This is a genomic window from Falsiroseomonas selenitidurans, from assembly GCF_012103215.1.
Lineage (GTDB): Bacteria > Pseudomonadota > Alphaproteobacteria > Acetobacterales > Acetobacteraceae > Falsiroseomonas > Falsiroseomonas selenitidurans.
This window is the reverse complement of the sequence record NZ_JAAVNE010000005.1, coordinates 34,492-59,897: the sequence shown is the minus strand read 5'-3', so window position 1 is coordinate 59,897 and position 25,406 is coordinate 34,492. Positions and strand designations below refer to the sequence as shown.

Below are 25,406 nucleotides of genomic sequence, written 5' to 3'. Positions count from 1 at the left end.
AAGCATGGCCAATAACGTCCGGTGGCTCGACCGCAAGGCCGCCGCAGCCTGGTGCGAAGGGCGGGGCTTCCGGCACATCACCGCGGTCCACCTGCGCGACCTGGCGAATGGGGGCAAGGGGCCGCCCTATAGCCGGATGGGAAAGTATGTTTACTATCGAGAGACGGACTTGGCCGCCTGGCTCGCCGATGCCGTGGTGCCGGTGACGCGCTGCCGCGGGCAGGCCGTCATCAGGCTGCAGCCGAAAGGGCGCGTCGAGGCCGACGCGGGCGGCTGATCTGCGCATCCTGGAACGGCTCCGTGAAGCCCCAGCTGCCGGGGCCCGGTTCCTTCCTGCTGGCCTTCGCAACCTCGTTCATCAGCAGGTCGGTCCACGCATCCAGCGCCCGGCGCTGCTGATCCCAGAGCTCCGACCGCTGATAGACCGCCATCACGCCGGACATGGTTGCCGAGCCGGCGTGGTTGAGCAGGCGGTCCACCACGGCCGGCTCCCACCCATGGTCGCCGAGGGTGGAGACCACCGTCCGGCGGATGTCGTGCAAGGTGCCGTCCGGCACCCGGGCGGCCCGCAGCAAGGCGCGGCGGACATCGGTCCATCCGCCGACCGGGCGGTTGCCGCGGCCGGCGAACACCAGATCCGTCTCCCCTGCCCGCCTGGTCTCCCGCGGCGGCAGCCAGCGCAGCAGGGCCACGGCGGGGGCGGAGAGCGGCACGCGGGTGGTCCGCTTGTGCTTCACGAGCGCCGCCTGCAGCTCGTAGTGGCTGCCGAGCGTCGGGTGCTCGAAGATGATCTGCGACCACCGCAGCCCCGCACACTCCGTCCGCCGGCCGGCGGTCAGCAGCAGGAAGCGGACCAGCGCGCCGCGCCGGCCGAGCGTGCCGGCGGCAATCCAGAGACGCGCCGCCTCCTCCAGGCTGTAGCGATGGTCGCGGCCGGGCGGCTTGGCCTGGGCCACCGTGTAGCGGCGCTGCCAGTCGACGGTGATGCCACGCTCCAGCAGCCAGGAGCGCGCGAAGCGGGCCATGCGACCGATGAGGGTGCGGAGGTTCAGGGCGGCCGAATGCCCGGTCTGGCGGTCCAGGAGGGCCTGCAGGCTATCCGGGTCGAAGCTGCCGACCGTGGCGCCGGCGACGAAGGGTCGGAGATGGCGCGCCTCGAGCCGCAGCAGCTCGCGCTCATTGACCACCGAGATGCCGGCTGCCGCCTTGCGGTCCCGCTCGGCTTCGAGGGTTGCGCGCCAGGCGTTGAGGATCTCGGTGATCGGAATCGCGCGGCGGCGCAGCTCGGCCGCCTCGGCGGCGAGGCGCGCCGCGACCACCTCGCGTTCGGCGACGAGGTCCCGGCCGAGGGCCGCGGCCTCCTTGACCTGGCGGGCCGCCTCGCGGGCCGAATCGGGATGGACCGAGGGCCATTCGCCGAGGGTGAGGAATCGCTGCCGGGGGTCGCCCTTCACCCGGTATTTCAGGACGAAGGAGACGGACCGGTCGTTCTGGCGGCGCACCCCGAAGCCGCGCAGCTCGTCGTCCCAGTGGACCTCCCGGACGATGGGGGCCCCGTTTCCGGCAGCCTTTTCCCATCGCCTGGCGAGTTCATCCAGGGATCGCTTGCCGATTCGCACCGTTGCCTCCGCCTCGAGCCGGTTTCCGAAGCTAGCGCGTGGGCGATTCGGCTACCACCGGGCTACCACCGGGCTACCAGCAGGGGGCAACTCGTGCCCGGAAACGGCGATTCAACCCGACCGGACCCGGCAAGTCACTACTAATAAATTCAGTGCTTTAGAGGGGGAAAAGGATCGGGGCGGCGGGATTCGAACCCACGGCCTCCTGTACCCAAAACAGGCGCGCTACCAGGCTGCGCCACACCCCGTCGGCGGGAAACTAGGCGCCGGGCGGCGCCTCGGCAAGCGAGCGCCCCACCGGGTTCAGGGTGCGGTGCCGAAGATCGGGTGCAGCACGCGGTCGCCGACGCGGATGTCCAGCCTCTCCGTGATGCCGGCCTGCAACTCCAGCGTGGCGCGCACCGGGCCGCGGCTGTCGACCGGGGTCAGGCTGTAGGGCACCGTGCGCTCCGCGATGCGGTGGATGCGGCCATCGGCGGCGATGAAGACCATGTCCAGCGGCGCGATGGTGTTGCGCATCCACATGCTGCTCTCCCGCGGGCTGCCCCAGTCGAACAGCATGCCCTCCTGCGCCGCGACGGTCGGGCGGAACATCAGGCCGATCATCTGGTGGTCCGGGCTGACCGCCATTTCCACCTGGAACTCATGGCGGGTGCCGTCGCGCCCGACGATCACCAGCCGCTCGGTCGGCAGCCGCGGCTGCGGGCGGTCGACCCCCGGCTGGGCGCGGGCGGCGGAGGCGAACAGCAGGCCGAGGGCGGCGAAAAGGGGGCGGCGTGTGATCATGCCGGCAGTATAGCACCCGGCGCGGCGCTGCCGAGTGACGGTTCGGGAAGGTCCTCCAGTGTCTGCGCCGCCAGGGCACGGATCTCCGGCCGCACCGGCCCCGGCTTCGGCGCATCGGCGATGCTGGTGAACCAGTGTTCCGGCGGGTTGCGCCCGGCGCTGCGGGTCCAGGCCAGGCCGCGCAGCACGGCCTCCGCCGCCGGCGGGAGGCGGGGCGGGATCGGCAGGCGGTTCAGCGTGGCCCAGACCCCGGCCCAGCAGCGCGCCACGGACCAGGGGTTGTAGCCGCCGCCGCCCAGCACGATCAGCCTTGGCACCAGGCCCATCAGCGCCTGCACCATGCCGCGATGCGCCGCATTGGTGAGCGCGAGGCGCGAGAGCGGGTCCTCCGCAATGGCGTCCGCCCCGCATTGCAGCATCACCGCCTGCGGACGGCGCTGCCGCAGGATCGGCAGGACGGCGTGGCGCTGCAGGAAATCCATCTCGCTGTCGTTGAAGCCTTCCGGCACCGGCAGGTTGCGGGCGTGGCCCCCTGCCCGATTCTCCGCCGGCCCGGTATGGGGCCAGCGTCCCGCCTCATGGACGGAGACGGTGAACACCCGCTCATCGCCCGCAAAGGCCTGCTCCACGCCGTCGCCGTGATGCGCGTCGATGTCCAGGTACAGGATGTTGTCCAGCCCGAGATCCAGCCAGCGCAGCAGCCCCAGCACCGCGTCGTTCAGGTAGCAGAAGCCGCTGGCGCGGTCCGGCTGGCCGTGATGCGTGCCGCCGCCCGGCACATGCACCACCCCGCCGCCCAGGGTCAGTTCCGCCGCCAGCATCACCCCGCCGGCCCCCGTGGCGGGGCGGGAGAAGACCTCGCGGTACACCGGGTTGCCATCGGCGCCGATGCGGTGGCGCGCGCGATGCGCGGGGTCCACCGCCTGGGTCGCCTCTGCCTGCATCAGGGCATCGATGTAGTCCGGCGTATGGAAGCGGGAGAGTTCGGCCGGCGTGGCGCGCGGGCTGTCCCGGTACTGGCCGGGCGCCAGCCAGCCCATGGCGCGGATCAGGTCCAGGGTGGTGGAGACCCGCGGGATGGCCAGCGGGTGCTTCGGTCCGTAGGTGGAGCCGCGATAGATCTCGGAGCCGATCAGCAGGGGGCGCATCGCCGCGGAGGATGGCTCGGCCCGGCTCAGCCCACCAGATGCTCCAGCAGGATGGAGGTGCCGAGGCCGATCAGCGCCAGCCCGGCAAAGCCCTCCGCATAGCGCCCGGCCCGGCTGCCCAGCAGCCGCCCGGCGAACATGCCGCCCGTCGCCATGAGGAAGGTGGCCAGGCCGATGGCCGGCGCGATCAGCCAGATCTCCGCCCCCAGCACGGCGAGCGAAACGCCGACCGCCATGGCATCGATGCTGGTGCCGAGCGCGGTGGCCAGCAGCAGCCAGCGCCGCGGCCGGGCGGGCGGCGCCGCGGCATCCGGCCGGCGCAGCGCGGCGGCGAGGCTGTGCGCGCCCACCAGGCCCAGCAGGATGAAGGCCACCCAATGGTCCACCGCGGCGATGGAGGACGCCGCCAGCGCGCCCAGCCCCCAGCCGATCACCGGGGTGGCGGTTTCCACCAGGCCGAACACCGCCCCGGCGCGCACCGCGTCCCGCGCCCGCACGCGCGGCGCGGTGGCGCCACGGCTGAGGGCGGCGGCGAAGGCGTCGACGGACATGCCGAAGGCCAGCACCAGGATGGCGGCGGGAGACATCAGGGGGGGCGAGTCCGTGGGTGGTGCGGCCGGCGGCATAGCCCCGCCGGTGCGGCAGGTCAAATTTTCTCTTGCAAAAACAGATACTTGTAGCGCAATCTGAACCTTGCTGCCCTGGCTACAGATGCGGGAGGCTGGCAGGATTCCGGGCCGCGGCCCGCCCCCCTTGCCAGCCCGGCGGCGGCGCCGCATACATCGAAGCGTCATCGGGGGGAGCCCATTGGGGGCTGAGAGGCGGGGCAATCCCCGCGACCCCACGAACCTGATCCGGGTCATGCCGGCGAAGGGAACGGTGTCTTGCCCAGCCTTGTCACGCCCGGATTCCGCCTGCATCTGCCCGAAGGCCTGTCCCTCGGCGGGCGCCCCGTGCTGGGGCCGATGACGCTTGATGTGCCGGGGGGCACGACGACGGTCCTGCTCGGCCCTTCCGGTTCCGGCAAATCCACCCTGCTGCGGCTGGCCGCCGGGCTGCTGGCCCTGCCGCCGGGCGGCCGCCTGGCGACGGAGGATGGCGCGAAGCTGGCCGGGCGCATCGCCTACATGGCGCAGCAGGATTTGCTGGCGCCCTGGGCCGATGCGCTGCGCAACGTGACCTTCGGCGCGCATCTGCGCGGCACGCCCCCGGATCTCGGCCGCGCCCGGGCGCTGCTGGCGCAGGTCGGGCTGGCGCCGACGGATGCCGCCAAGCGCCCGGCAGAACTCTCCGGCGGCATGCGCCAGCGCGTGGCGCTGGCCCGCACCCTGATGGAAGACCGCCCCTTCGTCCTGATGGACGAGCCGTTCAGCGCCGTGGATGCGCCGACGCGCCACCGGCTGCAGAGCCTCTCGGCCCGCCTGCTGGCCGGGCGCACCGTGCTGCTGGTGACGCATGACCCGATGGAGGCGCTGCGCCTGGCCGGCCGCATCTATGTCCTGTCCGGCAGCCCGGCGGCGCCCGCGGCCTTCGCGCCGCCCGGCGGCGACCCGCCGCGGCCCGCCGCGGACCCTGCCCTGCTCGCCGCCCAGGCCGCGCTGCTGGAACGCCTGGCGGAGGCTGTCGCCTGATGGCCAACCTGCTGCGCGCCCTGGTTGCCGCCGCCGGCCTGCTGCTGCTGTGGCAGGGCTTCGTCTGGTGGTCGGAGGTGCCGCCCTTCCTGCTGCCCTCCCCGGCCCGGGTCGCGCTGGCGCTGGTGGATCGCTGGGACAGCCTGCTGCACCACGCGCTGATCACCGCCAGCGAGATCCTGCTGGGCCTGGCGCTGGGCACGGCACTGGGCTGCCTGATGGCGCTGGCGCTGGCCGCCTGGCCGGCCGGGCGGCGCTGGTTGCTGCCGCTGCTGCTGATGAGCCAGGCCATCCCGGTCTTCGCCATCGCGCCGCTGCTGACGCTGTGGCTGGGCTTCGGCATCGGCAGCAAGGTGGCGATGGCCACCCTCATCATCTTCTTCCCCGTCGCCACCGCCTTCTATGACGGGCTGCGGCGGACGGAGCCGGGGCTGCTCGACCTCGGCGCCACCATGGGCGCCTCCCGCGCCGCGCTGCTGTGGCGGGTGCGGGTGCCGGCGGCGCTGCCGGGCCTCGCCTCCGGCCTGCGGGTGGCGGCCGCCGTGGCGCCGATCGGCGCCGTGGTCGGCGAATGGGTCGGCGCCTCGGCGGGCCTCGGCTACCTGATGCTGCACGCCAATGGCCGCAGCCAGACGGATGTGATGTTCGCCGCGCTGTTCGTGCTGATGCTGATGGCCCTGGCACTCTGGTTCGCCACCGACCGGCTGCTGCGCCGGGCCATCCCCTGGCAGCCCGATTCCCTTCTCGATGAAAAGGTCACGCCATGAAGCGCCTGCTGCTCGCGCTCGCCTGCCTGCTGTCCCTCTCCCTGGCGGCCGCCGGGCCCCTGCAAGCCCAGCCGGCGCGGGAGCCGCTGACGGTGCTGCTGGACTGGTTCATCAACCCGGACCACGCGCCCATCATCATCGCCCAGGAACGCGGCGACTTCGCCCGCGCCGGGCTCGATGTCCGCATCGTCGCGCCGGCCGACCCGAACGACCCGCCGCGGCTGATCGGCGCGCGGCGCGGGGATATCGGCGTCTACTACCAGAAGAACCTGCACCTGGCGGTGGACCAGGGCCTGCCCCTGATGCGGATCGGCACGCTGGTCGCCACCCCGCTCTCCACCCTGACCGTGCTGCGGGACGGGCCGGTGCGGAGCCTGGCGGACCTGCGCGGCAAGCGCGTGGGCTATTCCGTCGCCGGCTTCGAGGAAGTGACGATGGGCGCGATGCTGGAGACGGTGGGCCTCGGCCTGTCCGACATCCGGCTGGTGAACGTGAATTTCGGCCTCTCCTCGGCCCTGATGTCCGGCCAGGTGGATGCCATCCTGGGCGGCTTCCGGAATTTCGAGCTGCACCAGCTGGAGCTGGAGAACCGCCCCGGCCGGGCCTTCTTCCCCGAGCAGTACGGCATGCCGGCCTATGACGAGCTGGTCTACATCGCCCATCGCGACCGCGCCCGGGACCCGCTGCTGCGCCGCTTCATCGATGCGACGGAGGCCGCGACGCACTTCCTGGTGAACAACCCCGAGGAATCCTGGCGCCTGTTCATCGCCGGCCCGCGCAAGGAGCTGGACAACGAGCTGAACCGCCGCGCCTTCGCCAGCACCGCCAACCGCTTCTCGCTGAGCCCCGGCGCGCTGGACCGCAACCGCTACGAGCGCTTCGCCCGCTTCCTGGCCGACCGCCGCATGATCCGCAGCGTCCCGGCGCTGGAGACCTATGCGGTGGAGCTGCCGCCCGCTACGGCTGCGCGCTGAGCCCCCGTCGATGACCAGAGGGCGCAGGCGAAGCCGAGCACCGGAGGTCTGAATCGATGGGGCAAGCCGAGCCGCGCTTCCTGGTGGATGCCGATGCCTGCCCGGTGCGGGAGGAAATCCTGCGCGTCGCCGGGCGGCTGGGCTTCGAGACGATCTTCGTCTCCAACGGCTCCCGCCCCATCCGGCCGCCGGGCGGGCGCACGCGCATCGTCATCGTCACCGATGGCGCGGACAAGGCGGATGACTGGATCGCCGACGAGGCCTCGCCCATCGATGTCTGCCTCACCGCCGATATCCCGCTGGCCGCGCGCTGCCTGGCCAAGGGCGCCTTCGCCCTGAATTTCCGGGGCCACCCCTGGACCGAGAACAACATCGGCAGCGCCATGGCCGGCAGGGCCATGTCGCAGCATCTTCGGGAACTCGGCATGGGCGGCGGCCCGCCGGCCATGGCGGGGGCCGACAAGTCGCGCTTCCTCAATGCGCTGGACGCGATGGCGCAGGCGGCGCTGCGCCGGGCGCGGCAGGCCTAGCTCAGGGCCGCACCAGCTCCACCCGCCGGTTGCGGGCGCGGCCTTCGGGCGTGGCGTTGTCGGCCACCGGCCTGTCCTCCCCCAACCCCGCCGCCGTCAGCCGCGCGGGGGCGATGCCGTGGCGCTCCACCAGCGCCTGGCGGACGCGGTCCGCCCGGCGCTGGGACAGCGTCCGGTTGAAGGCGTCGTCGCCCTCCGCATCCGTGTGGCCCTCCACCCGCAGGCGCAGGTCGGGCTGGCTGCGCAGCAGGGCGGCGGCCTGCGCCAGCGCCGCATCGGATTCCGGGCGCAGCGTGTCCTCCCCCGTGTCGAAGAACACGCCGGGCAGCGTGGCGCGGCCGCTGCGCGCCAGCTCCGCCGCCAGGGTGGCGGCATCCGGCGCCACCATCCGCTCCTCCATCCGCGCCACCTCCAGCACATGCACCAGGGTGCGGCGCGGGGTGACGCCGATGGCGATGAAGGCCTCCGCCGTCCCGGTCGCCAGCTGACCGGTGGCGTAGCGGACATCGTTGCCGGCGCCGACATTCATCCCGTTCACCCCGTTCCAGCCGCGCCCCTGGGGCGTGCGCGCGGTGCTGCCGCAGGCGGCGCGGCCGGCGCATTGCCAGTCCAGCCGGAAGCCCGGCCGAGCCTGCAGCGCCGCCAGATGGTTGCGCAGGATCTCGAGCGTCGAGCGCCCGTCGGGATTGTCATAGGCCAGGCGGGTGAGCCTTCCCTCCCGCGTCTCGGTCTGCGGCGCGCCCTCGGCGAAGCCGATGATGCGCGGATAGGCGGTGAAGGCTTCATCGGTCCGGTCGCGCAGCGTCGCGCCCTGGTAGCGGCCGACCAGCGGGTGGTCGGCCTGCGCCTGGGCCAGGCCCGGCCCACCGGCCAGCAGCAGTGCCACCAGCATGGGTTGCATCAAGCGGTGCTTCATCGCGCCTCTCCTTTTCCCCGCTTGCGCGTAACCGATGCGGATGTGGCGACTCCAATGCCAAGGGCGTGATGCAACGCCGCTTGCGGCGGGGGAGAGCACCCGCCATCTACCATCCAATGGGATGGTGGAGGGATGGTGTGGAGCTGCAGATACGGCGCACGGGGCAGGACAGCGAGAAGATCACGGTGAACCTGTTCCCCATCGACCTCGGCCATATCGACCTGCTGGTGCAGGACGGCTTCTACGCCAACCGCACCGACTTCATCCGCACCGCCATCCGCAACCAGATCGACCGCCACGCCGATGCCGCCCGGCAGGCGGTGGCACGGCGGCAGTTGGAACTCGGGCTGCGCCAGGTCGGGCGGGCGGAGCTGGAGGCGGCGCGGGCGGAAGGCCGGATGCTGCATCTGCGGGTGCTCGGCCTGGCCAGCATCGCCCCCGACGTCTCCCCGGAACTGGCGCGGGCGACGATCGCCTCCGTCGCCGTGCTTGGCGCGTTGCAGGCAAGCCCCGCGGTGAAGGCCGCGCTCAAGGACCGAATTGCATGAACCCCCCGCGTACCCCTATCAACCTGACGGGCCGGCTTTCCCGGGCGCTGTCCGCGCTGGACGGCCTGCGTTCCAGCCAGGGCCTGCCGGCGCTGCGCCTGCCCAGCCTGCCGAAGATGCCGCTGCACATGCCCGGTTTGCGCATGCCCAACCTGGGCAGGCGCCAGCCGCAGCGCCCGGAGACGCCCCTGCCGGCCGGCGCCCGCTTCCTGTCGGAGACCTTCGCCGGGCCGACCGGACGCCTGGACTACCGCCTGTACATTCCGGCCACCGCGCCATCCGGCCAGGCGCTGCCGCTGCTGGTGATGCTGCATGGCTGCACCCAGACGCCGGAGGATTTCGCCGCCGGCACGCGGATGAACGCGCTGGCCGAGGCGGGGCCCTTCCTGGTCGCCTGGCCCGAACAGACCCAGGCGGCCAATGCCCAGCGCTGCTGGAACTGGTTCAATCCGGAGGACCAGGGCCGCGACCGCGGCGAGCCGGCGCTGATCGCCGGCATGGTGCGGCAGGTGACGGCGCAGCATCCGGTGGATCCGCGGCGCGTGCATGTCGCCGGGCTGTCCGCCGGCGGCGCCGCTGCCGCCATCATGGGGGAAGCCTATCCGGAGCTGTTCGCCGCGATCGGCGTGCATTCCGGCCTGGCCTGCGGCGCGGCGCGGGACCTGGGCTCGGCCCTGTCCGCCATGCGCCGCGGCGGGGCGGCGGGGGAACGCGTGGGCCGGCGGGTGCCGACCATCGTCTTCCACGCCGACCGGGATTCAACGGTGCACCCGGTGAATGGCGACCAGGTCATCGCCCGCGCCGGCGCCGAGGGGCTGCATGCGACGACGGAGCGCGGCGAGGTGCCCGGCGGGCACGGCTTCACCTGCATCCGGCATACGGATGCGGCCGGGCGGGTGCTGCTGGAACAATGGCTGGTGCATGGCGGCGGCCATGCCTGGTCCGGCGGCGATGCCGCCGGCAGCTACACCGACCCGAGCGGCCCCGATGCCTCCCGCGCCATGCTGCACTTCTTCGCGCAGCACAGCCTGGCGGAAGGCTGACCGGCCAGGCTGCCCGGTCAGGCTGCCCGGTCAGGCCGCCTGGCCCAGCTTCACTGCATCGAGAAAGGCGAAGCCGGCCCGGCCGCCCTTGCGGTTGCGCAGTTCCACGGGCCGTGGCGGCTGGCCCGGCAGGTGCAGCGTGCCGCGGGTGCCGGGCTCCACCTCCAGTTCGCCCAGGACGCCGACGCCGCCGACTGCCAAGTCCTGCATCTCCACTGTCAGCTTCTGTCGGCCGATCTCCAGCACCGCCTGGCCGGCGGCCGGGCTGCGCGGATTGCTGCGGCGGTCGACCTCCGGCACCGCGGTGCGCAGGATCTCCACCACCTGCCGCGTGAGGCCTTCCGCCTCCGCGGCGAGGGTGGCGGTTTCCTGCCGGCTGCGGCCAGCCCGTTCCCCGGCCTCCCGCGCATCGGTGGAGACCTGGCCGATGCGCTGCGTCACCTCCCGCGTCGCCTGGGTGGAGGAGGCGATGCTGCGCGCGATCTCCCGCGTCGCGCTGTCCTGCTGGCCCACGGCATCGGCGAGCCCGGCGGCCAGCGCGTCCATCCGCGCGACCGACTGGGCGATGCGCTGCACCGTCTCCACCGCCGCGGCGGTGCGCTGGCTGACGGCCTCGATATGCTGGCCGATCTCCTCCGTCGCCTTGGCGGTCTGCGCCGCCAGCCCCTTCACCTCGCTGGCCACGACGGCGAAGCCCTTGCCGGCGTCCCCGGCGCGCGCCGCCTCGATCGTCGCGTTCAGCGCCAGCAGGTTGGTCTTGCCGGCGATCTCCTGGATCAGGCGCGTGACGGCGCCGATCTGGCCCACGGCGGCGGAGAGCGCGACGATCACCGCCTCGGTTTCCGTGCTGTCCGCGGCAGTGGCGCGGCTGACCTCCGCGGCTTCCCGCACCTGCTGGGTGATGCCGCGGATCGAGGCGGTCAGCTGCTCCGCCGCCGAAGCCACCGTCTCCGCCACATGCAGCGATTCCTGCGCCGCGGTGCCGACCGCGCCGGCATTCGCATCGACGCGCGCCACGGCGCCCGCCATTGCCTCCGCCCCCTCCGCCAGCTGACGCGCCTGGCGGGAGATGCCCTCCATGGCCGCTACCGTCTCACCCTCCACCCGGTCCGCCATGCCACGCAGGGCGGCGACCTGGGTGGCGTGGGCGGCGCTGCGCTGGGCTTCCTGTTCGGCCCGCAGCCGCTGCGCCTCCTGGCCCTGGGTGCGAAAGACCTCCACCGCATGCGCCATGCTGCCCACCTCGTCGCGCCGGCCTCGGCCGGGCACTTCGAGCGCCAGATCCCCATCGGCCATGCGCAGCATCGCCCGCGACAGCGCCCGCAGCGGTGCGATGGCGCGCATCGACCAGAGCGCGATGCCAGCGCCCAGCAGCAGCCCGCCGGCCAGTAGCGCCAGCATCAGCACTTGGAAGCCCTCCGCCACATCCCGCGCCTGGCGGGCGATCAGGCGGTTCTTCTCCTCCTGCAGGTCGATGAACTGGTTGATCCGCGCCAGCCATTCGACGAAGGCCGGGCGCGCCTGGTCCAGAAGCAGGGCGTGCGCCCTGGCCGCATCGCCGGCCTGCCGGGCGGCCACCACGGCGGCGACCAGCGGCATGGTCCGCGCCTCCGTCTCCTTGATCGAGGTGAGAATGCGCTGTTCGCCCGGCGTGACCTCCGCGCCACTGGCCATCATCGCATCCAGCCGCGTGGCGCTGGCGGCATAGTCGGCGGCGAGGCGGGCGATCTCGGCCAGCGCGGCGTCACGTTCCGCCGGGACCGAAACCAGCACCACGTCGCGCAGGCTGATGGCACGGTCATGCACGCTGCCGCGGAAATTGATCGCGTAGCGCTGTTTGACGCTGTTGATGTCGTTGATCGTCGCCAGGCTGGCGCTGATGCCGTTGACCCGCTGCACCGCGATGGCGGCGAGCGCCACGAGCAACGTGAGCACCGCCATGAAGCCCAAGACAAGGCGCGCGCGAATGCCGCCGCCGACCACGATTGGCGATGAGACAGACATGTCCGGGAAATCCTCCGCTGGTACCGGCCGCAGGGGCCGGGCGAGCCCGCAAAGCTATGCTACGAATGATAATGGGGAATAAACCCGGAGCCGGCGCGCCGGCGGTGCGGCCAAGGCGCCCGGCGGGATCGCCCTTGGAACAAAACCAGAATATGATACGCTGCGACTCCCAGAGAGGTTGAGCAGAATGGCAGTACGCAAGCCGCGACCGGTGCGCCCGGTCGATGCCGCGATCACCCGGCTGCTGGCGCTGGCCGGCCGCGGCGCCGCGCCGGGGCGCATGGCGCGGGAGGTGGAGGTGATCGCCGGCGAATGGCTGGCCGCGCCGGATTGCGACCGCATGGCGGTGCGCGCCCAGCTCGATGAACTGCGGGAGCAGCTTGTCGCCGGCGTTGGCCATGCGGAGGAACAGGTGGCGGACCTCGATGCCAGCGAGGCCGGGGCGATGAAGCAGGCCGGCGCCATGCTCGCCGCCCTGGTCGCGACGCGCGACGCGGCGACGCGGGCGCTGCGGGCGGTATGAGGGGCTCGCCCGGCCCCGCCGCGACCGCCTGGCTGCGCCGCGCCCGAGTCGCCGGGTAGGCACCGGGCTGCTCCGGCTTTCGTGATACGACGCCGGGGCTTGCAGCGGCGTTGCAAAACACCTGATCAAACCCAGGAAACGCGACGTGGCGGGGCGCCGCCCCGGTTCGGGCCTGTCGGAAAGCGGAGTGGAATGGCGGATGACCGCCATCCGGTGCGTTTGCGCGGCATCCGCCCGAGCTGCCGCGCCGCCTGCGCCAGTACCGGCATGCAGCCCCTGGAAATATGATTGCATTTTATTGCCCAGCGCAACCTTGGGTGGACTTCGACCGGGGGGTTGGACTAGGTTCCGCGCATGCAACCACCCCCTAATCCTGTGCGCCGTAAGCGACTGGTCCACACCACCGTGGTGGTTGTCGCCGTGCTTGCCCTGGTCGGCCTGGCTTTTGGATTCGGCGATGTGGTGCGCGCCGCCTTCGAACCGGCGCAGATGGTGCAGCCCTACGATCCGCTGGTGCGCTGGTAGCCGGCGCCCTGCCCCCTGATCCGGGCGATCCCGGCGCGGCCGGGTCCCGCACGAGCCCGGCAGGGCTGGGACTGCTCCGGATCGCGATTGCAATCGCCGGTTGTGTTCCGGTGCTGGCCGGGGCCGCGGGCGTGATCCTGGGGCCGATGATGCTCGGCGCGATCGGCTGGGATGCCGCGGCGGACAGCCACTACCGCTATCTCTCCGGACTGCTTCTGGGCATCGGCCTGGGCTTCTGGAGCACCCTGCCCGCCTTGCCGCGCCGTACCGCCCGGTTCCGGCTGCTGACCGCGATCGTCGTGCTGGGCGGGCTGGCACGGCTGGCGGCGCTGCCCGGATCGGGCTGGCCGGGCCTGCCCATGGGCGCCGCGCTGGTCATGGAGCTTGTGGTCACGCCGCTGCTCTGCCTGTGGCAAGGCCGGATCGCGGCGCGTGACGCCGGGCGAAACCTGGCGAAATGGCATTGAAACCGGCGGCGGGCCAAGACCCGCCGCCCCCGCCGGAGTGCCGTGCATGACCCCTGCCCAGATCTCGCTTGTGGAGACGAGCTTTGCCATGGTGGCACCACTCGCCACCCCGGCGGCTGCCGCCTTCTACGAGCGCTTGTTCGAACTGGACCCAGCGCTGCGGCCGCTGTTCCGCAACGCCGATCTCGTCGTGCAGGGCCGCAAGCTGATGCAGGCGATCGGCTTCGTGGCGACCAATCTCCGGGTGCCGGACCAGCTTCTGCCCGCGGTGATCGCGCTGGGGGAACGGCATGGCACCTATGGCGTGCAGCCGGCGCATTACGACACGGTCGCGACCGCGCTGCTCGACGTGCTGCAGGACGGGCTGGGCGCCGCCTTCACGCCCGAGTTGCGGGAAGCCTGGGCCGCCGCCTATGCGCTGCTGGCCGAGACGATGATCGCCGCGGCCGGGTCCTCCGCCAGCGCCTGACTCAGGGCCGCGCGGGGTGCTATCATGTCGGCGTGAATATCCTCGCCCCTCCGCGCGCCCGCCTGCAGATCGAGATCGTCTTCGACCTGGTCTGCCCCTGGTGCTTCCTCGGCACGCGCCGGCTGCGCCGCACCCTGCGGGCGCGGCCGGACATCGCCGCCGACCTCAGCTGGCGGCCCTTCCTGCTGAACCCGGACATCGCGCCGGGCGGCGTGCCGCGCGGTGACTACATCATCCGCAAATTCGGCGGCGAGGACCGCGCCCGGCGCCTGCACGCCACCATCGCGGAGCTTGGCCGCGGCGAAGGGGTGAACTTCCAGTTCGACCGCATCCGCCGCATCCCGCCGTCGCTCGACGCGCACCGGCTGGTGCGGCTGGCGGAGCGCCACGGGATGGCGGCGGAGGCGGTGGACGCGCTGTTCCAGGCCTATTTCTGCGAGGGCGAGGATATCGGGGAGATCGGGGTGCTGGTGGCGGTCGCGGCCGGGCTCGGCATGGACCCGCTGGCCACGCGTCGCCTCCTGGCCAGCCCGGCGGAGGCGGAGGCGGTGCATGCGGACAACCTCCGCGCGCACCGGCTCGGCATCAACGGCGTGCCCTGCTTCGTGGTGCAGGGGCGGCATGCCATTGCGGGCGCGCAGGAGCCGGAGGTGATCGAGCGGCTGCTGGATGTGGCGGTGGTGGAGGGCTGACGCCCGTCCCGGCGCCGGATCCGCTCGCCGCCATGCCGCACCTGAACGGGTCGCCGGGTGATCCGGCGACCGGGGAAACGCCCTACCGCTTCCAGCGCCCCGGAAAGGGGATCGGCTTCGTCGCCGCGCCCTTTGGCGCCGGCGGCACATTGCCGGTGCGGAAGACCGTCTTCTTGAAGGCCGGGGCGGCCTTCGGCGCCGGGCCCTTCGGCGGCGGCGGTGGCGGGGCGCTGGGCCTGGGAACCCTGCCCTGCGCCACCTCGGCCAGCGCGGCCAGCAGGTCCCGGGCGGCGCGGATGCGCGCCTCGTAGGGCATCTCCTGCGCCCAGGCCAGCTTCTGGTCCGGCCGCAGCTTGGCCGCCCCGTGCTGGCCCGTGACCCATTCGATCAGTCCGGGCGGGTTGGGAAAGCGGTTGCCGCGGAAGGCCAGCACGATGCCCTTCGGCCCGACATCCAGCTTCTCCACCCCCACCTGGCGGCACAGCGCCTTCAGCCAGACCACCTGCAGCAGAGTCTCCGCCTCCGCCGGCAACTGGCCGAAGCGATCCGCCAGCTCGGCGGCCATCGCCTCGATCTCGGCTTCCGTCTGCAGGGACCCGATGCGGCGATACAGGCCGAGGCGGACGGGCAGGTCGCGCACATAGGCCTCGGGCAGCATCACCGGCAGGCCGAGATTGATCTGCGGCGTCCAGTCCCGATCCTCCCGCGCCTCCTCGCGCGCGCCGGATTTAAGGGTCTGCACCGCATCCTCCAGCATCTGCTGGTACAGCTCGATGCCAACTTCCCTGATATGGCCGGATTGCTCGTCGCCCAGCAGGTTGCCGGCGCCGCGGATGTCGAGGTCGTGGCTGGCCAGGGTGAAGCCGGCGCCGAGATTGTCCAGCGTCTGCATCACCTCCAGCCGCTTCTCGGCCGCCGCCGAAAGCCGGTGGGTCTGCGGCCAGGTGAGATAGGCATAGCCGCGCAGCTTGCCGCGGCCGACGCGGCCGCGCAGCTGGTACAGCCCGGCCAGGCCGAACATGTCGGCGCGATGGATCAGCAGCGTGTTCACCGCGGGCATGTCGAGCCCGCTCTCCACAATATTGGTGGAGAGCAGGATGTCGTATTTCTGGTCGCCGAATTCGGTCATCACCCGTTCGAGCTCGGTCGGTGCCAGCCGCCCATGTGCCTCGACGATGCGCGCCTCCGGCACGATCTCCGTCAGGCGTTCGCGCAGCCGCGGCAGGTCCTCCAGCCGCGGGCAGACGCAGAACACCTGGCCGCCGCGGAATCGCTCGCGCAGGATCGCCTCGCGGATCACCACGCTGTCCCAGGGGGTGATGAAGGTGCGCACAGCCAGCCGGTCGACCGGCGGGGTGGCGATCACGCTCATCTCCCGCACGCCGGTCAGCGCCAGTTGCAGGGTGCGCGGGATGGGTGTGGCCGTCAGCGTCAGCACATGGACATCGGCCTTGAACTGCTTCAGCCGTTCCTTGTGGGCGACGCCGAAATGCTGCTCCTCATCGACGATGACGAGGCCCAGGTCGGCGAATTCGATCGATTTCGCCAGCAGCGCATGGGTGCCGACGACGATGTTGATGGTGCCGTCCTTGACGCCGTCGCGCACCGCCTGCGCGTCCTTCGCATTCACCATGCGGGAGAGTTGGGCCACCTTGATCGGCAGCCCCTCGAAGCGCGTGGAGAAGACGCGGAAATGCTGGCGGGCGAGCAGCGTGGTCGGCACCACCACCGCCACCTGGGTGCCGGACATGGCCACCGCGAAGGCGGCGCGCAGTGCGACCTCCGTCTTGCCGAAGCCGACATCGCCGCAGATCAGGCGATCCATCGGCCGGCCGGCGGCCAGATCCTCCAGCACATCGGCGATGGCGCGCTGCTGGTCCTCGGTTTCGGCGAAGGGGAATCTCGCGCAGAATTCGTCCCAGGCGCCTTCGGGCGGAATCGCGGCCGGCGCGTCGCGCGTCTGGCGTTCGGCGGCGATGCGGATCAGTGCCGCCGCCATATCCGCGATGCGGTTCTTGGCCTTGGCCTTGCGGGCCTGCCAGGTGGAACCGCCCAGCTTGTCCAGCGCCACGCCGGCGGCGTCCGAGCCGAACCTCGAAAGAACCTCGATATTCTCGACGGGGAGAAAAAGCTTGTCGCCGCCGTCATAGATCAGCCGCAGGCATTCATGCGGCGCCTCGCTGATGCGGATCGTCTCCAGCCCGTCATAGCGGCCGATGCCATGGTCCTGGTGCACCACCAGGTCGCCCTGGGCGATTTCCGTCGCATCGGCGATGAACTGGTCGGCGCGCTTGCGGCGGCGCGGCGGGCGGGCAATGCGTTCACCCAGCAGATCCTGCTCGCCGACCAGCGCCAGGCCGTCCGCATGGCGATCCGCGGGCGCGACGAAGCCGCGCTCCACCCCGACGATGGCGAGCGCCACCGTGCCCATGGGCAGCTTCTGGACGGCGAGGAAATCCTCCACCGGCTCGGCCGCGATATTGTTCTCCCGCAGCAGGTTGGCCAGCCTTTCGCGGGAGCCTCGCGTCCAGGCCGCCAGCACCGGGCGCAGCTTGCGCTTCGCCAGCATCGCCGCGTGCTCGCCATAGGCCTGGAACACGTTCCGGCCTTCCGCCCGCACATCGTTGAACAGCCGGCCGAGCCGCCCGCCGGCATCGATGCCCGCCGCGTGTTCCGGCTGGTCGAAGGGCGAGAAGCGGAAGACCCGCGCCGCCTCGAGCATGTCGATCCAGCCATCATGGTCGATATACAGGCGGTCCGGCGGCGCGGGGCGGTAGGGCACCTCGCCTTCCCGGGTCGGCATCCGCCGCGCCTCGTAATGGTCCACCACCATTTCCAGCCGGGCCGCCAGCGCATCCTCGGCTTGGTGGTCGAGGGAGACGGAGACCCCCTCCCCCAGATGGTCCAGCAGGGTTTCCATATGGTCGTGGAACAGCCCGGCCCAGTGCTCCATGCCGGGATGGCGCCGCCCGGCGGAGACGCTGACATAAAGCGGATCCTCGCCGGCGGCCGCGCCAAACAATTCGCGGTAGCCGGAGCGGAAGCGGCTGATCGAATCGGGGTCGAGGAACACCTCCCCCACCGGGCGCAGCACCAGGGCATCGACCTTCTCGCCGCGTCTCTGGCTGGCGGTGTCGAATCGGGAAAGGTCGTCGATCTCGTCGCCGAAGAAGTCCAGACGCACGGGCTCGGATTGGCCGGAGGGGAACAGGTCCACGATGCCGCCGCGCACCGCGTATTCGCCGTGCTCCATGACGGAGCCGGTGCGGTGGTAGCCATTGGCTTCCAGGAACGCGGTCAGCTTCTCCGGCTTCACCCGGCCGCCGCGCTTCAGCGCGAGCGTGGAACCCTGGAAGGCGGCGCGCGGCGGCACCTTCTGCACCAGGGCGTTGATGGTGGTCAGCAGGATGCGCGGCGCCTGGCCGGGCTCGGCCAGCCGGGTCAGCGTCGCGACGCGTTCGGAGACGATCTCGGGGTTGGGCGAGACGCGGTCATAGGGCAGGCAGTCCCAGGCCGGGAAGCGCAGCACCTCCCCATGCGGGGCGAAGAAGGCCAGCGCCTCCGCCATCCGGGCCATGCGGGCGTCGTCGCGGCAGACATGCAGCACCGGGCCGGACGATTCGGCGCGGCGGCGGGCGAGCAGCAGCGCGTCGAATCCTTCCGGCGCGCCATGGACCGTCAGGATGTTCATCGCAGGTGCGGCGGCAGCCCGGCGCCGGATTCGTTGCACTCCACCAGCATGCGCGACAGCAGCGGGCCGGCGAGCTCCGCCGGAATCGGCCGGCGCTGCATCAGCCAGTCGCCGAGGTCCACATCGGGCAGCTCCAGGATCTGCTCCAGCTCATCCAGCTCGGCATCCGTGAAGGTCGCGATGTGGCGCGCGACGAAGGCGCCGACCATCAGGTCGGTCTCCTTGGTGCCGCGGTGCCAGGCCCGGAAGTTCAGCCGGCGGCGGCGGGGGTCGAGCTCGGAGTCGGCAGGCGTGGGGTCGGACAGCTTGAGGCTCCCGGGAATCTGGGACATGTCGGCGCCGGCGGCGCGCCCTGTCATATAGAGGCCCATGGGAATACTGTCAGCAAGCGGACCGGGCATCGATGATGCGCCTGTGACAGGGCTGCTCGGCCCGATCGGCGGGCTGCCGGGCGTGGGGACCACCCTGGCCCGGCTGCTGGCGGAAGCCTGCGGCGGGCCGCGCATCTTCGACCTGCTGCTGCACCTGCCGGAACGGGTGGTGGTGCGCCAGCTGGTGGCAACGCCGGCAGAGGCGCCGCTGGATGCCGATTGCGTGCTGGAGGCGGTGGCGCTGGGCCACCGCGCCGCCCGGTCCGGCCGCAGCCTGCGCCCCTATGTGGAGGTGCGGGCGGAGGCCGGGGGGCGGCCGATCACGCTGCGCTTCATGAATGGCCGGCTGCCCTGGATCCTGAAGCTGCTGCCGCCGGGCGAGCCGCGCTTCCTGGCGGGCCGGGTACAGACCGAGGGCTCGGGCGGCTTCGGCATGATGAACCCGCAGGTGGCGGCCCAGGCGGGCGAGTTGCCGCTGGTGGAGCCGGTCTGGCCCATGGTGCGCGGCCTGACGGGGCGACGCATCGCCGCCGCCATGGACCAGGCCCTGGCCCTGCTGCCGGACCCACCCGAATGGGCCGATGCCTCCCTGGTGGCGCAGGAGGCCTGGCCCGCCTTCGCCACCGCCATCCGCACCCTGCAACGCCCGGCCGGCCCCCTGCCCGCCCTGCCCCGCCGCCGCCTGGCCTATGACGAGCTGTTGGCGCACCAGGTCGCCATCGCCCTGGTGCGCCGCCGGCAGCGGGACCGCCCTGGGCGCGCCATGCCCGGCACCGGCGCCCTGGCGGCGAAGGCGCTGGCCGCCTTCGGCCATGAACCCACCCCGGGCCAGGCCCAGGCGCTGGCGGAAATCGCCGCGGACATGGCCGCGCCGCGGCGGATGCTGCGGCTGGTGCAGGGCGATGTGGGGTCCGGCAAGACGCTGGTCGCGGTGCTGGCCATGCTCCAGGCCGTCGAATCCGGCGCCCAGGCCGCGCTGATGGCGCCGACCGAGCTGCTCGCCCGCCAGCATCTGCGGACCTTGGAGAAGCTCTGCGTGCCGGCCGGGGTGCAGGTCGAGCTGCTGACCGGCAGCGTGAAGGGCGCCGCCCGCAAGCGGGTGCTGCGCGGCCTGGCGGATGGGATGGTGCAGGTGGTGGTCGGCACCCATGCCCTGTTCCAGGAGGCGGTGGTGTTCCGCAACCTGGGTCTTTCGGTGGTGGATGAGCAGCACCGCTTCGGCACCGGCCAGCGGCTGATGCTGGCGCGCAAGGGCCAGGATGCGGACATGCTGGTGATGACCGCCACCCCCATCCCGCGCACCCTGCTGCTGACGCAATGGGGGGAAATGGCGGTCTCCCGCCTCGAAGGGAAGCCGGCGGGGCGGCAGCCCATCGCGACGCGCATCGTCGGCCAGGACCGGCTGCCGGACGTGATCGACCGGCTGGGCGACGCCATGGCGCGGGGCGAGCGTGCCTATTGGGTGGTGCGCGCCATCTCGGGCGGCGAGCATGATGATTCGGTGGCCGCCGAGGACCGTTTCGCCGAACTCGCCGCGCGCTTCCCCGGCAAGGTGGGCATGGCGCATGGGATGCAGGATCTGGCGGTGCGGGAGGCCGCGCTGGCCGATTTCGCCGCCGGCACCACCCAGCTCCTGGTGGCCACCACGGTCATCGAGGTGGGCGTGGACGTGCCGGATGCGACCATCATGCTGATCGAGCAGGCGGAACGCTTCGGCCTGGCGGCCCTGCACCAGCTGCGCGGCCGGGTCGGCCGCGGCTCGCGCCCTTCCTCCTGCCTGCTGGTGCATTCCACCGCGCTGGGGGAGGCGGAGAAGCGCCGCCTGCTGGTGCTGCGGGACACGGAGGACGGCTTCCGCATCGCCGAGGAGGATCTGTTCACCCGCGGCGGCGGCGATGCGCTGGGCGCCCGGCAATCCGGCCTGCCCGGCGCCCGCCTGCTGGACCCGCGGGAGGAGGCGGAGGAGGTGGCGCGCCTCACCCACCTCGCCCACCAGGATGCGGCGCTGCTGCTGCACCGCGACCCGTCCCTGGCCAGCCCCCGCGGCCGCGCCGCGCTCGGCCTGCTGGCGCTGTTCGGGCATGACACCAGCCTGGCCACGCTGGATGCGGGTTAACCCGTTGGAGGGGTTGCATCCGACCCCGCCTCTCCTTAATCGGCGCGCTGACGTTCACCGCAAGGTGCAGGCTTTGGGGGGATGCAGGCATTGACCGCGCTGATCGAGATCGAGCGCCTGACCAAACGCTTCGGGGCCTTCACGGCCGTGGATGACGTGACCTTCTCCGTCGCCAAGGGCGAGGTGCTGGGCTTCCTCGGCCCCAATGGCGCCGGCAAGTCCACCACCATGCGCATGCTGGCCGGCTTCATGACGCCGACCGCCGGCACCGCGCGCATCTGCGGCGAGGATGTGGTGGAGCGCCCGGTGGCGGCGAAGCGCCATCTCGGCTTCCTGCCGGAAGGCGCGCCGACCTACCCCGAGATGACCGTGACGGGCTTCCTGCGGTTTTGCGGCCGCGCGCGCGGCTTCCACGGCGCCGCGCTGGGTGACCGCGTGGCGCACGCCATGGCGCTGACCCAGCTCGAAGGCGTCCGCCTGCAGCCGGTGGAGACACTCTCGAAAGGCTTCAAGCGGCGCGTCGGGCTGGCGGCGGCGCTGCTGCACGACCCCGCCGTGCTGGTGCTGGACGAGCCGACCGATGGCCTCGACCCCAACCAGAAGCACGAGGTGCGCAACCTGATCCGCGCCATGGCGCCGGACAAGGCCATCGTCATCTCCACCCATATCCTGGAGGAGGTGGGCGCGGTCTGCACCCGCGCCGTGGTCATCGCCCGCGGTCGGGTGGTGGCGGATGCGACGCCAGCGGAATTGGCGGCGCGGGGTCCGACGATGGACGCGGTGTTCCGCGCCCTGACCCTGCCGGCGGCGGAGGCGGCGTGATGGGTGGCATGGTCACGGTCTTCCGGCGCGAGCTGGCGGGGTATTTCGCCACGCCGGTCGCCTATGTCTTCATCGTCATCTTCCTGGTCATGGCCGGGGCGCTGACCTTCACGCTGGGCAATTTCTTCACCCGCAGCCAGGCGGATCTGCAGCCCTTCTTCACCTTCGTGCCCTGGCTGTTCCTGTTCCTGGTCCCCGCCCTGACCATGCGGCTCTGGGCGGAGGAACGCCGGCTCGGCACCATCGAGCTGCTGCTGACCCTGCCGCTGGCGCAGTGGGAGGCGGTGGTGGGCAAGTTCCTCGCCGCCTGGGCCTTCTGCGGCATCGCGCTGGCGCTGACCTTCCCGCTGGTGATCACGGTCAATGCGCTGGGCAATCCGGACAATGGCGTGATCCTGACCGGCTACCTGGGCTGCATGATGGTGGCCGGCGCCTTCCTGGCGGTGGGCGCGGCGATATCCGCCATGACCAAGAACCAGGTCATCGCCTTCGTGCTGGCGGTCGCGGCCTGCTTCTTCCTGACCGCCGCCGGCAGCCCCGTGGTGACGGAATTCCTCTCCCAGCGCATTCCGGAACTGGCGGAAATCGCGCGGGCGGTCAGCATCACGGAACGCCTCGGCGGCTTCACCCGCGGCGTGGTCACGGCGCGGGACGTGATCTTCTTCGCCTCCTTCATGGCCTTCTTCCTGTTCGCCAACACCATCGCGATCGACCAGCGGAAGGCGGACTGACCCATGGGCACCACCACCACCCTCGCCACGCCGCGCGGCAAGCGCGGATTCTCCGCCCTTGTGGCGCTGCTGCTGGCGGCGATCCTCGCCGTCGGCGTGAACATGCTGGCTGACCGGCTGCTGTCCCGCGCCCGCATCGACCTGACGGAAAACCGCCTCTACACGCTGAGCGCCGGCACCCGGACGGTGCTGCAGGGGCTCGCCGACCCGATCACGCTGCGCGTCTTCTACTCCCGCCGCCTGGGGGCCGCGATTCCGCTGTATGGCGCCTATGCCGAGCGGGTGCGCGCGATGCTGGAGGAATACGCCGCCGTCTCCGGCGGCAAGGTCCGGCTGGAATTCTACGACCCGGAGCCGTTCAGCGAGACCGAGGACCGCGCCATGGCGCTCGGCATCCAGGGCGTGCCGGTGGACCAGTCCGGAGAGCAGGTCTATTTCGGCCTGGCCGGCGTGAACCTGCTGGATGACGAGCGGACCATCCCCTTCTTCCAGCCGGACCGCGAGCGTTTCCTGGAATACGACCTGACCCGGCTGGTGTGGGAGCTTTCGAATCCCACGCGGCCGGTGCTGGGCGTGATTTCCTCCCTGCCGCTGAACGGCGACCCGCGGGCGATGATGATGCGCCAGCCGGGGGTGGGGCAGCCCTTCGTGGTGATGAACCAGCTGCGCAACTTCTACACGGTGCGCGACATCGCCGCCGATGCGCAGGTCATCGCGCCGGATGTGCAGGTGCTGCTGGTGGCGCATGCGCAGAACCTGCCGGAGACGATGCTCTACGCCATCGACCAGTTCGTCATGCGCGGCGGCCGGCTGATCGCGCTCACCGACCCGCACAGCGAAAGCCAGGCCTCCCGCCCCTCGCCCGGCCAGCCGCCAGCCAGCGACACCTCCTCCTCCCTCCCCCGCCTGTTCCAGGCCTGGGGGATCGAGGCGCCCTCGGACAAGGTGGTGCTGGACCTGCGCGGCGCCTGGCGCGTGCGGGCGGACCCGCGGGACCGGGTGCAGGCGGTGGACTACGTCGCCTGGTACAACGTGCCGCAGGAAGGGCTGAACCGGTCCGAGATCGCGACGGCCGAATTGCAGCAGGTGACGGTGGCGTCCGCCGGCACGGTCCGGGCCCGCGAAGGCGCAGCGCTGGAGTTCACGCCGCTGGTCACCAGCAGCACGCGGTCCATGCTGGCGGAGGCGGCCGCGGTGCGCACCGAGCCCAGCCCGACCCGCCTGCTGGCGGCCTTCCAGCCGGATGGGCAGACCCATGTCATCGTCGCCCGGCTGCGCGGCGTGCTGTCCTCCGCCTTCGAGGGGCCGCCGCCGGTGCCGGAAGGCGCGGAGCGGCCGGCGGATTTCCCGGCGCATCGCGCCCGCACCGAAGGCCCGGCCAATCTGGTCGTGGGCAATGACTCGGACATCCTGGAGGACCGATTCTGGGTCCGCACCCAGGACTTCTTCGGCCAGCAGGTGGCCACGCCGATCAGCGACAACGGCGCCTTCCTGATCAACCTGGCGGACAGCATGGCGGGCGGCGAGGCGCTGGTCTCGCTGCGCTCCCGCGGTGAATCGCTGCGGCCCTTCGCGCTGGTGGAGGATATCCGCCGCGACGCGGAAGCCCAGTTCCGCCAGACCGAGCGCGGGCTGACGGAGCGGCTGGAAGCCACGGAGCGCCGGCTGCGCGAATTGCGCCAGGGCGGGGGCCAGGGCGGCGCGGCGGCCAACACCGTGATCACGCCGGAGCAGCGGGCGGAGATCGACGCGGCGCGGGCCGAGATCGTCCGCACCCGCGGGCAGCTGCGCCAGGTGCAGCTTGAACTGCGGCGCGACATCGAGCGGCTGGAGACCTGGCTGCGCATCGCCAACATCGCCGCCGTGCCGCTGCTGCTGACGGTGTTCGCGATCGGGCTGGGTGTCTTCCGGGCCCGCCGACGCGCGGGAGCGCGGGCATGAAGCGGCGCGCGATCATCGGCCTCGGCGTCGCCGCGGCGGCGGCCGTGGGGGGCGCCATCCTGCTGACGCCGGACCGCGCGGCCCCGCCGCCGCCCTCCGCCTCCGCCCTCGCCTTCCCCGGCCTCGCGGCGCGGCTGGCGGAGGCGGCGACGATCGAGGTGAAGCGGCATGACGGCACGCTGCTGGTCCGCCGCGCCGCGCCCGATACCTGGGTGCTGCCGGCCAAGGCGGGTTACCCGGTGCGGCCGGAACGGGTGCGCGAATTGCTGGTCGGCCTGACGGAGCTGCGGCTGACCGAGCCGCGCACCGCGAACCCGGAGATGCTGGACCGCCTCGGCCTCGACGATCCGGAAAAGCCGGGCGCCACCTCCTCCCTGCTGCGGGTGCTCGATGCGGAGGGCCGGCCTGTCATGGCCCTGGTGGTCGGGCGCCGGCGCGTGCGGGTGCAGGGCAATGTGCCGGAATCGGTCTATGTGCGCCGGCCGGACGAAACCCAGGCCTGGCTGGCGGAAGGCCGCCTGCCGCTGGATGCCGACCCGAATTTGTGGATCGACCGCGACCTGGCGAATATCCCGCGCGACCGGGTGCGCAGCGCCACGGTGGACCGGGTGGGGGAGCCGCCGCTGGTGCTGCGCCGCGGCCCGGAGCTGGAGGCGAAGCTCGCCGTGGTGCAGCCGGCGGCAACGCCGGAGCTGGACGAGATCAGCCTGGACGAGGTGGCCCGCGCCTTCGAGTTCCTGACCTTCCTCGACGTCCGCACCGCGGCGGAGATCCCCGGCGAACGCCTGGGCAGCGCGCGGTTCGAACTGACCGACAACCTCATCCTCCGGGTCATCCTGCACAAGGAGGGTGAGACGCTGTGGGGGATGCTGGCGGCGGAAGGCGATGAGGAAGCGGCGCGGCTGAACGCCCGCTGGCAGGGCTGGGCCTACCAGCTTGGCCAGTGGAAGGAAAAGGCCTTCCTGCCGCGCCTGTCCGACCTGCGGAGGCAGGAGGCTGCGCCGCCGGCGCCTGAGACTCCCGGGCCTGAGACTCCCGCGCCCGAAGCCTCCGCGCCCGAAGCCCCTGCCCCTGCCCCTGCCCCGCAATGAC

25 protein-coding genes, 1 tRNA gene and 1 riboswitch are annotated in these 25,406 nt (G+C 72.0%); of the genes, 17 read left to right on the top strand and 9 right to left on the bottom strand.

All coding sequences use genetic code 11. The features are described 5' to 3' along the window. The first annotated feature begins 4 nt into the window (after window positions 1–4). Window positions 5–277, top strand: coding sequence for a hypothetical protein (locus tag HEQ75_RS04800; RefSeq protein ID WP_168027791.1), 273 nt, complete (start codon window positions 5–7; stop codon window positions 275–277). Here the strand turns inward: HEQ75_RS04800 and HEQ75_RS04795 are convergent. The 5 genes from HEQ75_RS04795 to HEQ75_RS04775 form a co-directional block, all read right to left on the bottom strand. Then, window positions 231–1,619, bottom strand: a complete 1,389-nt coding sequence (locus HEQ75_RS04795; protein WP_168027790.1) for a tyrosine-type recombinase/integrase — start codon at window positions 1,617–1,619, stop codon at window positions 231–233. The two genes, HEQ75_RS04800 and HEQ75_RS04795, sit on opposite strands and share 47 nt — an antisense overlap. Before the next feature lie 174 nt (window positions 1,620–1,793). Then, window positions 1,794–1,867: transfer RNA gene (locus HEQ75_RS04790), tRNA-Pro, on the bottom strand. A gap of 55 nt (window positions 1,868–1,922) precedes the next feature. Then, window positions 1,923–2,405, bottom strand: coding sequence for a DUF192 domain-containing protein (locus tag HEQ75_RS04785; protein WP_168027789.1), 483 nt, complete (start codon window positions 2,403–2,405; stop codon window positions 1,923–1,925). Beyond that, window positions 2,402–3,553, bottom strand: coding sequence for an acetoin utilization protein AcuC (locus HEQ75_RS04780; protein WP_168027788.1), 1,152 nt, complete (start codon window positions 3,551–3,553; stop codon window positions 2,402–2,404). The genes HEQ75_RS04785 and HEQ75_RS04780 overlap by 4 nt, the downstream gene beginning before the upstream one ends. Before the next feature lie 26 nt (window positions 3,554–3,579). Then, window positions 3,580–4,140, bottom strand: coding sequence for a manganese efflux pump MntP (locus HEQ75_RS04775; RefSeq protein ID WP_168027787.1), 561 nt, complete (start codon window positions 4,138–4,140; stop codon window positions 3,580–3,582). A 199-nt stretch (window positions 4,141–4,339) separates the two neighbouring features. Next, window positions 4,340–4,447, top strand: a riboswitch (TPP riboswitch). Here HEQ75_RS04775 and HEQ75_RS04770 point away from each other — a divergent pair. The 4 genes from HEQ75_RS04770 to HEQ75_RS04755 all read left to right on the top strand — a co-directional run bounded on the left by HEQ75_RS04770 (window position 4,438) and on the right by HEQ75_RS04755 (window position 7,455). Next, window positions 4,438–5,184 carry an ABC transporter ATP-binding protein gene (locus tag HEQ75_RS04770; protein WP_235961272.1) on the top strand — a complete coding sequence of 249 codons (747 nt, stop codon included), beginning with the start codon at window positions 4,438–4,440 and terminating at the stop codon, window positions 5,182–5,184. It overlaps the preceding riboswitch by 10 nt. After that, window positions 5,184–5,951 (top strand): ABC transporter permease, encoded by a 768-nt coding sequence (locus HEQ75_RS04765; protein WP_168027786.1) that lies wholly within the window; start codon window positions 5,184–5,186, stop codon window positions 5,949–5,951. The genes HEQ75_RS04770 and HEQ75_RS04765 overlap by 1 nt, the downstream gene beginning before the upstream one ends. Further along, window positions 5,948–6,925: an ABC transporter substrate-binding protein gene (locus tag HEQ75_RS04760; protein WP_168027785.1), complete on the top strand. Its 978-nt coding sequence runs from the start codon at window positions 5,948–5,950 to the stop codon at window positions 6,923–6,925. The genes HEQ75_RS04765 and HEQ75_RS04760 overlap by 4 nt, the downstream gene beginning before the upstream one ends. Window positions 6,926–6,981: 56 nt before the next feature. Then, window positions 6,982–7,455 (top strand): YaiI/YqxD family protein, encoded by a 474-nt coding sequence (locus tag HEQ75_RS04755; RefSeq protein WP_168027784.1) that lies wholly within the window; start codon window positions 6,982–6,984, stop codon window positions 7,453–7,455. Window position 7,456: 1 nt separating this feature from the next. Here the strand turns inward: HEQ75_RS04755 and HEQ75_RS29000 are convergent, their stop codons facing one another. Further along, complete coding sequence (locus HEQ75_RS29000) at window positions 7,457–8,371, bottom strand: OmpA family protein (protein WP_168027783.1); 915 nt, start codon at window positions 8,369–8,371, stop codon at window positions 7,457–7,459. Window positions 8,372–8,508: 137 nt separating this feature from the next. On the opposite strand from HEQ75_RS29000, the gene HEQ75_RS04745 reads away from it, so the two are divergent. Both HEQ75_RS04745 and HEQ75_RS04740 read left to right on the top strand, forming a co-directional pair. After that, window positions 8,509–8,919, top strand: a complete 411-nt coding sequence (locus HEQ75_RS04745; protein WP_328733413.1) for a CopG family transcriptional regulator — start codon at window positions 8,509–8,511, stop codon at window positions 8,917–8,919. Further along, on the top strand, window positions 8,916–9,962 hold the full coding sequence (locus HEQ75_RS04740; protein ID WP_168027781.1) for an extracellular catalytic domain type 1 short-chain-length polyhydroxyalkanoate depolymerase: 1,047 nt from the start codon (window positions 8,916–8,918) through the stop codon (window positions 9,960–9,962). The genes HEQ75_RS04745 and HEQ75_RS04740 overlap by 4 nt, the downstream gene beginning before the upstream one ends. Window positions 9,963–9,992: 30 nt before the next feature. Here HEQ75_RS04740 and HEQ75_RS04735 read toward each other — a convergent pair whose 3' ends face one another. After that, complete coding sequence (locus tag HEQ75_RS04735; protein WP_268887712.1) at window positions 9,993–11,966, bottom strand: methyl-accepting chemotaxis protein; 1,974 nt, start codon at window positions 11,964–11,966, stop codon at window positions 9,993–9,995. Between the two features lie 187 nt (window positions 11,967–12,153). Here HEQ75_RS04735 and HEQ75_RS04730 point away from each other — a divergent pair, with 187 nt between their 5' ends. The 5 genes from HEQ75_RS04730 to HEQ75_RS04710 all read left to right on the top strand — a co-directional run bounded on the left by HEQ75_RS04730 (window position 12,154) and on the right by HEQ75_RS04710 (window position 14,642). Continuing rightward, window positions 12,154–12,489, top strand: a complete 336-nt coding sequence (locus tag HEQ75_RS04730; protein ID WP_168027779.1) for a hypothetical protein — start codon at window positions 12,154–12,156, stop codon at window positions 12,487–12,489. 375 nt (window positions 12,490–12,864) lie between these two features. After that, on the top strand, window positions 12,865–13,014 hold the full coding sequence (locus HEQ75_RS04725; protein WP_168027778.1) for a hypothetical protein: 150 nt from the start codon (window positions 12,865–12,867) through the stop codon (window positions 13,012–13,014). A gap of 65 nt (window positions 13,015–13,079) precedes the next feature. Next, a complete protein-coding gene (locus HEQ75_RS04720; RefSeq protein WP_168027891.1) occupies window positions 13,080–13,481 on the top strand; it encodes a DUF4345 domain-containing protein in 402 nt (133 codons plus the stop codon). A 46-nt stretch (window positions 13,482–13,527) separates the two neighbouring features. Then, window positions 13,528–13,950 carry a globin domain-containing protein gene (locus HEQ75_RS04715; RefSeq protein ID WP_168027777.1) on the top strand — a complete coding sequence of 141 codons (423 nt, stop codon included), beginning with the start codon at window positions 13,528–13,530 and terminating at the stop codon, window positions 13,948–13,950. 32 nt (window positions 13,951–13,982) lie between these two features. After that, window positions 13,983–14,642: a DsbA family oxidoreductase gene (locus HEQ75_RS04710; protein WP_328733412.1), complete on the top strand. Its 660-nt coding sequence runs from the start codon at window positions 13,983–13,985 to the stop codon at window positions 14,640–14,642. An 82-nt stretch (window positions 14,643–14,724) separates the two neighbouring features. Here HEQ75_RS04710 and mfd read toward each other — a convergent pair whose 3' ends face one another. Together mfd and HEQ75_RS04700 are read right to left on the bottom strand one after the other, a co-directional pair. Then, the gene (gene mfd, locus HEQ75_RS04705; protein ID WP_168027776.1) at window positions 14,725–18,333 is read right to left on the bottom strand and encodes a transcription-repair coupling factor; all 3,609 of its coding nucleotides are present in this window, start codon (window positions 18,331–18,333) and stop codon (window positions 14,725–14,727) included. Further along, on the bottom strand, window positions 18,330–18,665 hold the full coding sequence (locus HEQ75_RS04700) for an FAD assembly factor SdhE (protein WP_209318351.1): 336 nt from the start codon (window positions 18,663–18,665) through the stop codon (window positions 18,330–18,332). The genes mfd and HEQ75_RS04700 overlap by 4 nt, the downstream gene beginning before the upstream one ends. 82 nt (window positions 18,666–18,747) lie before the next feature. Between HEQ75_RS04700 and recG the strand changes: the two genes are divergently transcribed. From recG to HEQ75_RS04675, 5 genes are all read left to right on the top strand, one after another. Next, window positions 18,748–20,820, top strand: coding sequence for an ATP-dependent DNA helicase RecG (gene recG, locus HEQ75_RS04695; RefSeq protein ID WP_328733411.1), 2,073 nt, complete (start codon window positions 18,748–18,750; stop codon window positions 20,818–20,820). Window positions 20,821–20,901: 81 nt separating this feature from the next. Then, a complete protein-coding gene (locus tag HEQ75_RS04690; protein WP_235961270.1) occupies window positions 20,902–21,642 on the top strand; it encodes an ABC transporter ATP-binding protein in 741 nt (246 codons plus the stop codon). Next, window positions 21,642–22,373: an ABC transporter permease subunit gene (locus tag HEQ75_RS04685; protein ID WP_168027774.1), complete on the top strand. Its 732-nt coding sequence runs from the start codon at window positions 21,642–21,644 to the stop codon at window positions 22,371–22,373. Before HEQ75_RS04690 ends, HEQ75_RS04685 begins: the two co-directional genes overlap by 1 nt. A 3-nt stretch (window positions 22,374–22,376) precedes the next feature. Continuing rightward, window positions 22,377–24,314, top strand: coding sequence for a GldG family protein (locus HEQ75_RS04680; RefSeq protein ID WP_168027773.1), 1,938 nt, complete (start codon window positions 22,377–22,379; stop codon window positions 24,312–24,314). Beyond that, the gene (locus HEQ75_RS04675; RefSeq protein ID WP_168027772.1) at window positions 24,311–25,405 is read left to right on the top strand and encodes a DUF4340 domain-containing protein; all 1,095 of its coding nucleotides are present in this window, start codon (window positions 24,311–24,313) and stop codon (window positions 25,403–25,405) included. Before HEQ75_RS04680 ends, HEQ75_RS04675 begins: the two co-directional genes overlap by 4 nt. Window position 25,406: the final 1 nt, after the last annotated feature.